This is a genomic window from Azoarcus sp. DD4, assembly GCF_006496635.1.
Lineage (GTDB): Bacteria > Pseudomonadota > Gammaproteobacteria > Burkholderiales > Rhodocyclaceae > Azoarcus.
The window spans coordinates 4,786,750-4,799,656 of sequence record NZ_CP022958.1 but is presented as its reverse complement, the minus strand read 5'-3'; the positions used below and the strand labels follow the sequence as shown (position 1 = coordinate 4,799,656).

The 12,907-nt window shown below is 67.5% G+C and carries 10 protein-coding genes; 5 read left to right on the top strand and 5 right to left on the bottom strand.

Translation table 11 applies throughout. The annotated features are described in order from the left end of the window. The first annotated feature begins 3 nt into the window (after window positions 1–3). A complete protein-coding gene (locus CJ010_RS22185) occupies window positions 4–945 on the top strand; it encodes an ABC transporter ATP-binding protein (protein WP_141020067.1) in 942 nt (313 codons plus the stop codon). Window positions 946–957: 12 nt separating this feature from the next. Continuing rightward, complete coding sequence (gene cynS / locus CJ010_RS22180) at window positions 958–1,401, top strand: cyanase (RefSeq protein ID WP_141020066.1); 444 nt, start codon at window positions 958–960, stop codon at window positions 1,399–1,401. 81 nt (window positions 1,402–1,482) lie between these two features. Here cynS and CJ010_RS22175 read toward each other — a convergent pair whose 3' ends face one another. The 5 genes from CJ010_RS22175 to CJ010_RS22155 all read right to left on the bottom strand — a co-directional run bounded on the left by CJ010_RS22175 (window position 1,483) and on the right by CJ010_RS22155 (window position 9,830). After that, window positions 1,483–3,687 carry an OsmC domain/YcaO domain-containing protein gene (locus tag CJ010_RS22175; protein ID WP_141020065.1) on the bottom strand — a complete coding sequence of 735 codons (2,205 nt, stop codon included), beginning with the start codon at window positions 3,685–3,687 and terminating at the stop codon, window positions 1,483–1,485. A 232-nt stretch (window positions 3,688–3,919) separates the two neighbouring features. After that, complete coding sequence (locus tag CJ010_RS22170; RefSeq protein WP_141020064.1) at window positions 3,920–4,930, bottom strand: XdhC family protein; 1,011 nt, start codon at window positions 4,928–4,930, stop codon at window positions 3,920–3,922. A gap of 10 nt (window positions 4,931–4,940) precedes the next feature. Continuing rightward, window positions 4,941–7,877 carry a c-type cytochrome gene (locus CJ010_RS22165; protein WP_141020063.1) on the bottom strand — a complete coding sequence of 979 codons (2,937 nt, stop codon included), beginning with the start codon at window positions 7,875–7,877 and terminating at the stop codon, window positions 4,941–4,943. A gap of 138 nt (window positions 7,878–8,015) precedes the next feature. Next, a complete protein-coding gene (locus CJ010_RS22160; RefSeq protein ID WP_141020062.1) occupies window positions 8,016–8,549 on the bottom strand; it encodes a (2Fe-2S)-binding protein in 534 nt (177 codons plus the stop codon). 120 nt (window positions 8,550–8,669) lie between these two features. Next, window positions 8,670–9,830 (bottom strand): FAD-dependent monooxygenase, encoded by a 1,161-nt coding sequence (locus CJ010_RS22155; RefSeq protein ID WP_141020061.1) that lies wholly within the window; start codon window positions 9,828–9,830, stop codon window positions 8,670–8,672. Window positions 9,831–10,244: 414 nt separating this feature from the next. On the opposite strand from CJ010_RS22155, the gene CJ010_RS22150 reads away from it, so the two are divergent. From CJ010_RS22150 to CJ010_RS22140, 3 genes are read left to right on the top strand one after another with little or no spacing between them, the layout of a single operon-like run. Next, window positions 10,245–10,997: an Asp/Glu racemase gene (locus tag CJ010_RS22150; RefSeq protein WP_141020060.1), complete on the top strand. Its 753-nt coding sequence runs from the start codon at window positions 10,245–10,247 to the stop codon at window positions 10,995–10,997. 10 nt (window positions 10,998–11,007) lie between these two features. Continuing rightward, the gene (locus CJ010_RS22145; RefSeq protein ID WP_141020059.1) at window positions 11,008–11,832 is read left to right on the top strand and encodes an alpha/beta fold hydrolase; all 825 of its coding nucleotides are present in this window, start codon (window positions 11,008–11,010) and stop codon (window positions 11,830–11,832) included. Between the two features lie 31 nt (window positions 11,833–11,863). Next, complete coding sequence (locus tag CJ010_RS22140) at window positions 11,864–12,907, top strand: 2,5-dihydroxypyridine 5,6-dioxygenase (RefSeq protein ID WP_141020058.1); 1,044 nt, start codon at window positions 11,864–11,866, stop codon at window positions 12,905–12,907.

The following is a 12,907-nucleotide window of genomic DNA, read 5'->3' as shown; positions in this document are numbered from 1 at the left end:
GCCATGACCCAAGCATTCCTCAAGGTCGAGGCGCTCGCCAAGCGCTATCCCGGCCCCGCCGGCAAGCCGGCCAGCACGGTGTTCGAGAACATCCACTTCGGCATCGCCAAGGGCGAGTTCGCCTGCATCATCGGCCATTCCGGCTGCGGCAAGACCACCATCCTCAACGTGCTCGCCGGCCTGGACGAGGCCAGCGAGGGCGTGGTCATCATGGACGGCCGCGAGGTGCGCGGCCCCTCCCTCGACCGCGGCGTGGTGTTCCAGGGGCACGCCTTGCTGCCCTGGCTCAGCACGCTGAAGAACGTGGAGTTCGGCGTGCGCTCGCGCTGGCCGGACTGGAGCGCGAAGCAGGTCGAGGAGCACAGCACGCGCTACCTGGAGATGGTCGGCCTCGGCCATGCGCTGCACAGGAAACCGGCGGAGCTGTCCGGCGGCATGAAGCAGCGCGTCGGCATCGCCCGCGCCTTCGCCATCCAGCCCAAGATGCTGCTGCTCGACGAGCCTTTCGGCGCGCTCGACGCGCTCACCCGCGGCACCATCCAGGACGAACTGCTTTCCATCGTCCAGGCCACCCACCAGACGGTGTTCATGATCACCCACGACGTCGATGAAGCCATCCTGCTCGCCGACAAGGTGATCCTGATGAGCAACGGCCCACATGCCCGCATCGCCGAAATCGTGGACATCACGATGCCGCGCACGCGCACCCGTGCCGACATGCACCACGACCCGCAGTACTACCGCATCCGCAACCACCTCGTGGATTTCCTGGTGAACCGTTCGCGCGACTACGCCGACGGGGCGCCGGCCGCGGCGGCGCATGATCCGCGCAATCCGCCGGTGGTCCGCCCCGGCCTGGAGGGCGGTGCCGAGGTGCTCACGCTTACCCCGGGGACGGCCAGGGCCGAACCCGCGCTTCAACCCCTGTCGTCCGTATCCGCCTGAAGGAGCCCCCCCATGACCCGTAACGAAGTCACCGCGCTGATCCTCGAATCCAAGCTCAAGCACAAGCTCAGCTGGGCGCAACTGGCCGAGGTCGTCGGCCACAGCAAGGAATGGACGACCGCCGCGCTGCTCGGCCAGATGACCCTGACCGAAACCCAGGCCAAGGCCGTCGGCGCCGCGCTGGAGCTGCCGGAAGACGCCATCGCCCAGCTGCAGGTGGTGCCCTACAAGGGTTCGCTGCCCACCGCCGTGCCCACCGATCCGCTGATCTACCGCTTCTACGAACTGATCAACGTCTATGGCACCACCTTCAAGGAGCTGATTCACGAGGAGTTCGGCGACGGCATCATGAGCGCCATCGACTTCAAGATGGATCTGAAGCGCGAGCCCAACGACGCCGGCGACCGCGTCAGCATCACCATGAGCGGCAAGTTCCTGCCCTACAAGACTTACTGAGCCGCCTGCCGTCGCAAGCGGCCGTCCCCGCCCCGCGTGCCGACCGGCCGTGGGGCCATCGAAGGGGGCGCTTTTGATTCTCTACCTGGATAAAGCCGCCACATTGGCCCGTGCCATGTGCAGCTTCCTGTAGCTATCGATCAGGCGCTGGTGCCTGTCGAGTCCGTCCAGTTCCATGCTCGTTGGCGTCAGGCCGTAAAAGCGCACGCTGCCATCCACGGACCCCATCACCGCGTCCATCCGCGGGTTGCCGAACATCCGGCGGAAATTGACCTCGTAATCGTCCAGTTCCAGCTCGTCGTCCAGCAGCACCTCCAGCACCACATTCAGGGCCTGATAGAACAATACGCGTTCGACCGTGTTCTCGTTGTATTGCAGGAAGGCTTCCACCTGTTCCTTCGCCGCTTCAAATTGCTGCAGGGCGAGATTGATCAGCAGTTTCAGCTCGAGGATCGTCAGCTGACCCCAGGCGGTATTTTCGTCGAACTCGATGCCGACCAAGGTAATGATGTCGGTGTAATCGTCGAGCTCACTGCCTTCCAGACGCTCAAGCAGTGCTTCCAGACCGGCATCGTCGAGGCGGTGCAGGTTCAGGATGTCGGTGCGAAACAACAAGGCCTTGTTGGTGTTATCCCAGATCAGGTCTTCCACCGGGTAGATTTCGGAATATCCCGGCACCAGGATGCGGCAGGCCGTTGCACCGAGCTGGTCATACACCGCCATGTAAACTTCTTTCCCCATGCCTTCGAGAATGCCGAACAGCGTTGCGGCTTCGTCAGCGTTGGAGTTTTCGCCCCGGCCCGAGAAATCCCACTCGACAAAATCGTAATCCGCCCTGGCGCTGAAGAAGCGCCACGACACCACGCCGCTGGAGTCGATGAAGTGTTCAACGAAGTTGTTCGGCTCAGTGACGGCGTTGCTTTCGAAGGTGGGCTGAGGCAAATCGTTCAGGCCTTCAAAACTGCGCCCCTGCAGCAACTCGGTAAGACTGCGCTCCAGCGCCACCTCCATGCTCGGGTGCGCCCCGAACGAGGCAAACACACCGCCAGTGCGCGGGTTCATCAAGGTGACGCACATCACCGGAAACTCCCCGCCCAGCGACGCATCCTTCACTAGTACGGGAAAGCCCTGTTTTTCCAGTTCGTCAATGCCGGCCACAATGCCGGGGTATTTCGCCAGCACTTCGGGCGGCACATCGGGCAGCGCGATTTCACCTTCCAGAATCTCGCGTTTTACCGCCCGCTCGAAGATCTCCGACAGGCATTGCACCTGCGCTTCGGCCAGCGTATTGCCGGCACTCATGCCATTGCTGAGGAACAGGTTGTCGATCAGGTTGGACGGGAAATACACCACCGCGCCGTCCGACTGACGCACATAGGGCAGCGAACAGATGCCGCGCTGCACGTTGCCGGAGTTGGTGTCGTACAAATGCGAGCCACGCAATTCGCCGTCGGGGTTGTAGATCTGCAGGCAGTACTCGTCGAGAATTCCAGCCGGCAGCGCATCCTTGGGGCCGGGCTTGAACCAGCGCTCATCCGGGTAGTGCACGAACGCCGCGTTGGCAAGGCCTTCACCCCAGAACTGGTCGTTGTAGAAATGATTGCAATTCAGTCGCTCGATAAATTCGCCCAAGGCCGACGCCAGGGCGCTTTCCTTGGTTGCTCCCTTGCCATTGGTAAAACACATCGGCGAGTGCGCGTCGCGGATATGCAGTGACCATACATTGGGAACGAGATTGCGCCACGAAGCGATTTCAATCTTGATGCCCAGGTCGGCCAATACTCCCGACATATTGGCGATGGTCTGCTCCAGCGGCAGATCCTTGCCCGCTATGTAGGTGCTTGCTTCCGGATCCGGATTCAGGGTCAGCAGGGCCTGAGCGTCGGCATCCAGATTCTCGACCTCCTCGATCACAAACTCAGGCCCGGTTTGCACCACCCGTTTTACCGTGCAACGCTCGATGGAGCGCAAAATGCCCTGGCGGTCCGTGGCGGAGATATCCTCCGGCAACTCGACCTGGATCTTGAAAATCTGCTTGTAGCGGTTTTCCGGATCAACAATATTGTTCTGCGACAGGCGGATGTTGTCGGTAGGGATATTGCGAGTGTCGCAATACAGCTTCACGAAGTAGGCCGCACACAAAGCCGACGAAGCCAGAAAGTAATCAAACGGGCCCGGCGCCGAGCCATCGCCCTTATAGCGGATAGGCTGATCGGCGATCACCGTGAAGTCATCGAACCTGGCTTCAAGACGAAGCTTGTCGAGAAAATTGACCTTGATTTCCATGGGGGAATCCTGAAATGGCGTTCAAACCGAATTGGCCGCCATTATCGCCGTTTTCCCCCGAGGAAGCCGTGCCTCGCGGCAGCCCGGGAATACAAGCGCTGGCACCTGCTGCCGCCATATGCCCTTGCGACAATTCCGTCATCCGCGGGGCAGCTTCACGCCGAAGCCTGTCACCCGAACGCGAACTGCTTCTGCGCCGGCTCTATGGCCGGACAGGGCGACTCGCCGCCATTCAGAAAAGCCCGGAGAGCGTGCTTCTATCAGATGGAAGCCGTGCGTTGGCAGTTGCGCATGCCGCCGCCGGGCGGCGCAGGTGGGCGATCAGGTCGGCGGCGATCGACACAGCGATCTCGGCGGGCGTGCGCGAGCCGATGTCCAGCCCGATCGGGCCGTGCAGGCGTGCTGCTTCCGCCGCGGTGACGCCGAACTCCAGCAGGCGCTGCCGCCGTGCCGCGTTGTTGGCCGCCGAGCCGACCGCGCCGACGTAGAAGGCGGGCGTCTTGAGCGCTTCCATCAGCGCGAGGTCGTCCAGTTTGGGGTCGTGGCTCAGCGCCAGCACCGCGCTGCGGGCGTCCGCCGCCTGCGCCACGATCCAGTCGTCCGGCATGGCGCGGCTCACCGGTGCGTCGGTCAGATCCCAGCCGTCGGCGTATTCGGCGCGCGGATCGCACAGCGCCACGCTGAAGCCGAGCGTGCCGAGCAATGGGGCGAGGTAGCAGCCGATCTCGCCGCCGCCGATCAGCAGCGCGCGGTAGCGCGGTCCGAGCGTGATAGCGAAGCCGCGGGCACGTTCTTCGAGTGGGCCGGCCTCGCCGACTTCGCGCAGGCGGGAGGCGCCGCTCGTCATGTCGACTTCGCGGCGCACCAGTTTCTGTTGGTGGAGCAGGTGCTGGATTTGCGCCAGCTGCTCCAGGTCGCAGCGCGGCTCTACCGCCACCCGCAAGGTGTTGCCGCAGGGCAGGCGGTAGCGCGCGCGTTCCCCGGCGTCGCGGCCGAACACCCGCAGCAGCGGTCGTTCGGCGCTGGCCAGCCAGCCGCCGCGCACCTCGTCCACCAGGTCGTCCTCGACGCAGCCGCCCGACACCGAGCCGACGATCCGGCCGTCGTCGCGGATCGCCGCCAGCGCGCCGGCCGGGCGCGGGCTGGCACCGTAGGTGGTGAGTACCGTCAGCAGCGCGAAGCGGTGTCCGGCAGCCGCCCAGGCCAGGCAGGCATCGATGACTTCGCCGTCGTTGCCGCGCATCGCCGCCGCCTCAGTGCGCCGCCGCGCGCAGCCGCCGCACGGTGGCGTCGAGACCTTGCCAGGCCGGCTTGTCCGGCGCGAAGCGCGCCCGCAGATAGGCGGCGAGTTCGGCCACCTGGCGGTCGTCCAGGCTGTCGGCGAAGCCGGGCATGTAGCCGAGTTCGCCGTGCGCCGGCGACTGGATGCCGTGCAGGATGATCTGCACCAGGTTGTCCGCATGCGGGCTGTGCAGGTTGGTGTTGAGCGCCAGCGCCGGCTTCACGCCGAACAGCGCCGGGCCGTCGTCCTGGTGGCAGGCGGAGCAGGCGCCGTCGTAGAGCGCTTCGGCCGGGCCGGCCAGCGTCACCGCCGCCTTTCTGGCCGCTTCCTGCATCGCATTGGCGTAGTCTGCGCTGGCTGCCGCGTCCGGTGCCTTGGCCTGGAAGCTGGCGAGGTAGCTGGCGATGGCACGGATGTCGCTGTCCGGCAGCGCGGCGAGCGATTCCACCACCGGTGCCATCGGCCCCGAGGCGACGCCGTGCAGAGGCGAATAGCCGTTGCGCAGATAGGCGTAGAGCTCGGTCTCGGTCCACGGCACCGGCGCTTGCGACAGCGCGGTGAGCGGCGGCGCTTCCCAGCCTTCGGCAAAACCGCCGCCGTAGCGGTGTTCGCCGGTCTTTTCCGCACCCAGCGCGTTGCGCGGCGTGTGACAGGCGCCACAGTGGCCGGCGCCTTCTACCAGGTAGGCGCCGCGGTTCCATTCGGCCGAGCGCGTCGGGTCCGGCTGGAAGACTTCGTTCTTGTGGAACAGCGTGTTCCAGCCGGCGAGCAGCGGCCGCAGGTTGTAGGGGAAGGCGAGTTCGGTTTTCGGTACCGCCGCCTTCACCGGCTGCTGCGCCATCAGGTATGCGTAGAGCGCCTGCATGTCGGCGTCGCTCATCCTGGCGAAGGCGGTGTAGGGGAAGGCGGGGTAGAGATGGCGGCCGTCGCGGTGGATGCCTTCGCGCATGGCGCGCTCGAAGGCGGCGTAGGACCAGTTGCCGATGCCGGTTTCCGGGTCGGGCGTGATGTTGGTGGTGTAGACGGTGCCGAAGGGGGTTTCCAGCGCCAGCCCGCCGGTGTTGGGGATGCCGTCGGCGGCAGTGTGGCAGACGGCGCAGTCGCCGGCGGCGGCCACCAGCCGGCCGCGTTCCAGCGTGGCGGCGGAGTAGAGGTCGGCCGGCGGTGGCGTGATCGGTGCGATCGGCGCGCGCAGCGGCATGGCAGTGGCGAGCAGGCCGGCGGCGGTTGCGGCGGCTGCGCCCAGCCAGCCGAGTTTGCGTTTGCTGGTGAGCGCGGCGGGTTTGCCGTCGCGTTCGGCGAGCGCGAGGCGGATGCGCTCGGCGGTGAAGGGCGGCGCATCCAGGCGCACGCCGGTGGCGTCGTGGATGGCGTTGGCCACCGCGGCGGCGGCGGGCAGCAGGGTGGCGCCGCTGGCGGCGAGCTGGGGCCGGGTGTCGCGCAGCGGCCCCGGGGGCGTGCCGGGCGCGGCGACCTCGTTACTGCCGGACACGACCGCGACGACGGCGGGCGCGGTATCGGTGGCGTTCGCCGTGGCGGGCCAGCGGTCGAAGCCGCCCGCCGTGTCCGTCAGCAGATGGCCGGTGGCGGTGGCGATGGCGGCGCGCAGGTCGGGCGTGTCCAGCACCGGGGTGTCGGCGATGTCGTTGCCGACCACGACGCGGCTCACGCTGACTTCGCCGCTGCGCGGATCGACTGCGACTTCGGCCAGCCAGGCCGACCAGGCGTCGCGCCGGCCGAGTTCGTCGCTGTCGATCACATGGGCGCAGGCGACGCCGCGGCCGCGCAGCAGGCCGTCGCCTGCAGGGACGCTGCCGGCGGCATCGGCCACCTTGCGCAGCAGCGCGGCGCCGCGTTCGTCGTCGAGATGGCGCAGGCGGTAGTCCGCCGGATCGCTGCCCAGGGTGCGCGCGGCCTCGTCGATGAAGGATTCCTGGGCGAAAACCTGCCCGGCCAGACTGGCGTCGCCGGCGTCGAGCCCGGCCGCGGCCTGCGGTGCGTGGCTGGCGAGCCGCAGGCTGGCGCTGCGGTAGGGCGGCATCAGCACCGTGGCCGGCAGCGCGACATCCTCGGTCGGGCTGGCGACGCCGGCGAGGCGTAGGGCCGGGCTCTGCGGCAGCTGTGCCGGCGGCAGGGTGGTGTAGCGGTAGGCGTCGAGCGCGCCGTCGATGTCGAGCGTGGCGTCGATGCGGTTGTGCTGGGCGTCGGCCAGCGCGGCGGCCCAGCGCAGGTCGGCGGCGGCGAGGCTGACCTGCACCGGGTGGCGCAGATGATGGGCGAGCAAGGCGGCATCGGCCGCGGCATGCTCCGCCCAGGGGCTGCGGCCGGCGACGAGGCGCGGGTCTTCGCTGGGGACGACCCTGATCTGCGCGACGGGCAGGCTGGTGAGGGCGGCGATGTCGTGGGCGAGGGCGCGCATCGAGCGCAGCGGGGCCCAGACTTGCAGCTGGCCGTGCTGAAGATGGGCAGTGGCGGTGGCGCCGGCGTCGTCGGCCGGCGGCAGGGTCGGCCAGCGGTAGCTGCGTTGCAGGCGCGTGCCGTCGTGCAGCGCGGCGCTGGTGTCGCCGCGTTCATGCACCACGGTTTCGGCGGCGGGCGCGGCGGCGGCGTCGGCCGGGCGCGGCGGTGCCCAGCGCACTTTCAGGCGGCGCGCGGCCTGGGCGGCGATGTCGGCGGTGGTGGCGACGACCGCGACGAAGTCGCCGCGCACCACCAGTTCCACCAGCCCGTCCATGCCGGCCAGCGAGGCGCGGTCCGCGACGAGCAGTCGCATCGGCCGGCCGTCCTGCAAAGGGGGGCGGACGACGCGTCCGTGCAGCAGTGCGCCGGCCTGATCGTCGCCGGGCGCTGGGGACGGTGAGGCATCGGGCAAGGCGATGCCGGCGACGGCGGGGGGCTGGGTACTCAAGGGGCGGGTTCTCTCGTCGGGGGCGGCGGTCCTCTGGTGGGTCCGTCCGTTCAAGGGCGTTCTGTTCCTCCCCTTGATGGGGAGGGCGTGCTTGCGTGGTGTTCTGCCAGTGACGCCATCAATCCGGTCATCCGGCCACTAGCCCGGCAAGGCTTCGGCGGTTTGGGAGGTGGCAGTCGCCCGTCCGGCCGCACGTCGCGCGGCTTCCAGTTCGACCGCGCGTCGTGCCGAAGCGAGGATTTCCAGGTGGGTGCCGCAACGGCACAGGTTGCCGCGCAGTTCGCGGCGGATGTCGTCCTCGGACGGCGAGGGATTGCGGTCGAGCAGCGCCCGCACGGTCATGATCATGCCGTTGAGGCAGTAGCCGCACTGGGCGCCCTGGCAGTCGATGAAGGCCTGTTGCACCGGATCGGGGCGGGCGAGATCGCCCAGGCCTTCCAGCGTGGTCACTTCGCGCGCGCCGATGCCGCCGACAGGGACGACGCAGGCGCGGGCGGCGACGCCATCGACCAGCACCGTACAGGCGCCGCATTCGCCGAGGCCGCAGCCGTACTTCGGGCCGTTGAGTTCGAGGTCGTTGCGCAGCACGTAGAGCAGCGGCGTGTCGGGTTCGACGCGTAGCGTGCGGACGCTGCCGTTGACCCGCAGGGCGATGTCTCGTGGGGCTGGCATGGCGATCTCCCGGTCAGTGACGGTCGGTGGGGGCGAGGACGGGGCGGCAGGATAACGCAGCCGCCCATCGTCGCCGCGCCGCGCCGGAGTACGGCGCGGCGGCTTGCGCTGCGCGAAGGCTCAGGCCGCAGCCTTGGAGTCCGGCTTGGCGGCCGCTTCGACCAGCGGCACGGTGAATACATCGTAGCCGAAGCACCATTCCGGATCTTCGTCGCGCATCAGCCAGGTGTTGTTGTGCGACACCAGTTGCACCTTGCCGGCGCGCTCGCTGCGGTTGGCCTGGTAGAGCGCGAAGGCGGTCTCGAAGTCGTCGAGGCCGACCTCGTCGAAACAGCGCAGCAGCATGCCGGCGTCCTCGATGGCCATCGCGGCGCCCTGCGCCATGTGCGGCTTCATCGGATGGCAGGCGTCGCCCAGCATCACCATGCGGCCGCGGCTCCATAGCGGCAGCGGTTCGCGTTCGAGCAGCGACCACTTGGTCACGCCCACCGTGTTGTCGATCAGCGCCTGCACCGCGGGGTGCCAGCCGGCGAAGGCTGCGCGCATCTCGTCATGGTCGCTCGGCAGCCAGCGGTGCTTGAGATCCCAGCCGTCCTGCGGCACGCCGGTGACGTAGTAGATCTCCTTCTTCGCCCGGTCGAGGTAGTACACCATCATGTGACGGTCTTCCGACCACCACTTGCAGCACAGGTCCTGGGTGTATTTCAGGGTGTCGGCGTTGGCCACCGCGCGGTGCGCGATGAAGCCGGTGTAGATCGGCAGCTCGGGCCCGAGCAGGGTTTCGCGCACCTTGGAATTGACCCCGTCGGCGCCGATCACGATGTCGGCGGTGGCGGTGCTGCCGTCGGCGAACTGCATCACTACCTCGCTGCCGGTGTCCTCGATGTGGGTCAGGTTCTTGTCGAAGGCCAGCGTGCCCGGCGCGATGGCGTCGACCATCAACGCATGGAAGTCGCCGCGATGCACGGTGAGGTAGGGCGCGCCGTAGCGCTTTTCGGCGTAGTCGCCCAGCGGGATGCGGGCCATCACGCTGCCGGTGTTCCATTCGCGGCTGTACCAGGCGTCCGGGTAGCAGCCGATGTCGCGCAGCGCCTGTTCCAGGCCGACCTTGCGCATCACCTTCATCAGGTTGGGGCCGAGGTGGATGCCCGCGCCCAGGCGCGAGAACTCCGGCGCCTGTTCATAGACGCGAACGTTGTAACCCGCCTGCTGCAGCAGCAGGGCGGCTGCGGCGCCGCCGAGGCCGGCGCCGATCACTGCGATTCGTTGTTGGGACTTCACCTTGTTTCTCCTGCTGTCGGGGTTGGAAGGCGCGGCTTCCTGCCGCTGTGATAATTGAGTGCATACACTATAAAAATAGATCGACGCAGGATGTCAACAACTGAATTGAAAGTGCCCCGTCGGCGTTCGGATGTTTCAGAAAAAGTCTTTATTTGTTCAGTACTAATGCACCAATTTCGGTTTCCGTCGCACGCAATCGGTGCATTGCTGGCAGCGCGATGCGCTTGTAGAAAAAAAGAATGTATGCACTATAATCGACTTGCCTGACGACAGCCTGGACGGGGTCGCGGGCGAGAGGTCGGGACGCACCGTTCCCCGCTATCGGCGCTTGCGCCGGGCAGGGGCGGGCGATCACACAAACAGCACCGACCCGGCGCAATGCGCACCCTCAACCCCAACAGATGGAGTTCCGACGTGAACAAGCCCTTCCGCATCGGCCAGATCGTGCCGAGCTCGAATACGACGATGGAAACCGAGATTCCCGCGATGCTCATGGCCCGCCAGACGGTGCGGCCGGAGCGTTTCACCTTCCACTCCAGCCGGATGCGGATGAAGACGGTGAAGAAGGAGGAACTCGCGGCGATGGACGCCGAATCCGACCGCTGCGCGGTGGAACTCTCCGACGCCCGCGTCGATGTGCTCGGCTACGCCTGCCTGGTGGCCATCATGTCGATGGGCAAGGGCTACCACTGCGTGTCCGAGAAGCGCTTGAAGGCGCATACCGCAGAGAACGGCGGCCTCGCCCCGGTGGTGACCAGCGCCGGGGCGCTGGTGGATGCGCTGCGCGTGATGGGCGCGAAGAAGATCGCGCTGGTGGCGCCCTACATGAAGCCGCTGACCGAGCTGGTGGTGGATTACATCGCCGACCAGGGCTTCGAGGTGATCGACTGGCGCGCGCTCGAAATCCCGGACAACCTCGAAGTCGGCCTGCACGATCCGGCCCGGCTGCCGGAAATCGTCGCCGGCATGAACTACCAGGACGCCGACGTCATCGTGCTGTCGGCCTGCGTGCAGATGCCCTCGCTGCCGGCGGTGCCCAAGGTCGAGGCGATGACGGGCAAGCCGGTGCTCACCGCCGCCATCGCCACCACCTACGCCATGCTCAAGGAGCTCAAGCTCGAGCCCTTCGTCCCCGGTGCCGGCGCGCTGCTGTCCGGCGCCTACTGAGGAGGCGGCCATGAGCAGCACCTTCCTCTACGGCGGCAACGTCTTTGCCAACGGCATCCGCCAGCACTACCTGCGCTACGGCGGCAGCGGCGAGGGCCGGGCGGAACGCCCGCCGGTCATCATCATCCCCGGCATCACCAGCCCGGCCATCACCTGGGGTTTTGTCGGCGAACGCTTCGGCAAGACTTTCGACACCTACATCCTCGACGTGCGCGGCCGCGGCCTGTCGGAAGCCTCGCCCACGCTCGACTACAGCCTGGACGCCCAGGCCGACGACGTGCTCGCCTTCGCCGCCGCGCTTGGCCTGACCGACTACGTCCTGGTCGGCCATTCGATGGGCGGGCGCATCGCCTTCCGCGCCGCACGCACCCGGCCGGCGGCGCTGGCCCGGGTGGTGGCGGTCGATCCGCCGGTGTCCGGCCCCGGCCGCCGGCCCTATCCGGCCAAGCTGCCGTGGTACGTGGACTCCATCGCGCTGGCGGCACGCGGCACCGACAAGGAAGGCATGCGCGCCTTCTGCCCGACCTGGACCGACGAGCAGCTGCAGCTGCGCGCAGAGTGGCTGCACACCTGCGACGAGCGCGCCATCCGCGAGAGCTTCGACGGCTTTCAGACCGACGACATCCACAAGGACCTGCGCGAGATCGCCGTGCCGACCCTGCTGCTGCTTGCCGGCCGCGGCGATGTGGTGCTGGACGAGGACGTGGCCGAGATCCGCACCTTGCTGCCCAGCGTGCTCAGCACCCGCGTGGCCAACGCCGGCCACATGATTCCCTGGGACGACGAGGAAGGCTTCTATCGCGCCTTCGGCGACTTCCTCGGCCATCCGGTCTGACCCCTCACGCCCCCAACTCGGAGAGAACACCATGGCAATCAGCGATCACGAACTGATCCGGGCCTGGCAGGAAGTGCTGAGCCTGTCGAAGCTGGAAGCGGGCCAGACCGTCACCGTGCTGACCAGCGCCGCCACCCATCCGCAGACCCTGTCGACCGCGCTCACCGCCGCCGCCATGATGGGCGCGGTGGTCAACCGGCTCGACCTGCAGCCGGTCAACGGCGAAAAAGCGCTGAGCCGCGATTCGCTCGCCTACCTCGGCACCACCCCGCTCACCGGCAACAAGGCGGCCATCGCCGCGCTCAAGGCGAGCGACCTGGTGCTGGACCTGATGACCCTGCTGTTCTCGCCCGAGCAGCACGAGATCCTCGCCGCCGGCACCAAGATCCTGCTCGCGGTCGAGCCGCCCGAGGTGCTCGCCCGCATGGTGCCCACGCTGGCCGACCGCGCCCGCGTGCTGCGCGCCACCGCGAAGATCGAGCAGGCCAGGGAAATGCGGGTGACGTCCGCCGCCGGCACCGAGCTGGTGTGCCCGCTGGGCGAATTCCCGGCCATCGCCGAATACGGCTTCTGCGACACGCCGGGGCGCTGGGACCACTGGCCGAGCGGCTTCGCGCTGACCTGGCCGAACGAGAAGCAGACCCAGGGCACCATCGTCATCGACCGCGGCGACATCCTGCTGCCGATGAAGCGCTACGTCGCCGAGCCGATCACCATCACGGTGAAGGACGGCTTTGCGCAGTCCATCACCGGCGGGACCGACGCCGAGCTGCTGGCCGAGTACATGGCCTCCTTCAAGGATCCGGAGGCCTACGCAATCTCCCACATCGGTTGGGGCCTGCAGCCGCGCGCGAGCTGGACCACGCTGGCGCTGTACGACCGCGAGGCCACCATAGGCATGGATGCGCGCGCCTTCGAGGGCAACTTCCTGTTCTCGCTCGGCCCCAACAACGAGGCCGGCGGCAGCCGCACCACCACCTGCCACATCGACATCCCGCTGCGCAAATGCACCGTGAGCCTGGACGGCGAGGACGTCGTCCGCCTCGGCAAGGTGCTGGACCAGGGCCAGGAGTAA

Coding starts and splice junctions, on each gene's coding strand:
- cynS (WP_141020066.1), top strand. CDS start 958: ATGACCCGTAACGAAGTCACCGCGCTGATCCTCGAATCCAAGCTCAAG.
- CJ010_RS22175 (WP_141020065.1), bottom strand. CDS start 3,687: ATGGAAATCAAGGTCAATTTTCTCGACAAGCTTCGTCTTGAAGCCAGG.
- CJ010_RS22185 (WP_141020067.1), top strand. CDS start 4: ATGACCCAAGCATTCCTCAAGGTCGAGGCGCTCGCCAAGCGCTATCCC.
- CJ010_RS22145 (WP_141020059.1), top strand. CDS start 11,008: ATGAGCAGCACCTTCCTCTACGGCGGCAACGTCTTTGCCAACGGCATC.
- CJ010_RS22160 (WP_141020062.1), bottom strand. CDS start 8,549: ATGCCAGCCCCACGAGACATCGCCCTGCGGGTCAACGGCAGCGTCCGC.
- CJ010_RS22170 (WP_141020064.1), bottom strand. CDS start 4,930: ATGCGCGGCAACGACGGCGAAGTCATCGATGCCTGCCTGGCCTGGGCG.
- CJ010_RS22140 (WP_141020058.1), top strand. CDS start 11,864: ATGGCAATCAGCGATCACGAACTGATCCGGGCCTGGCAGGAAGTGCTG.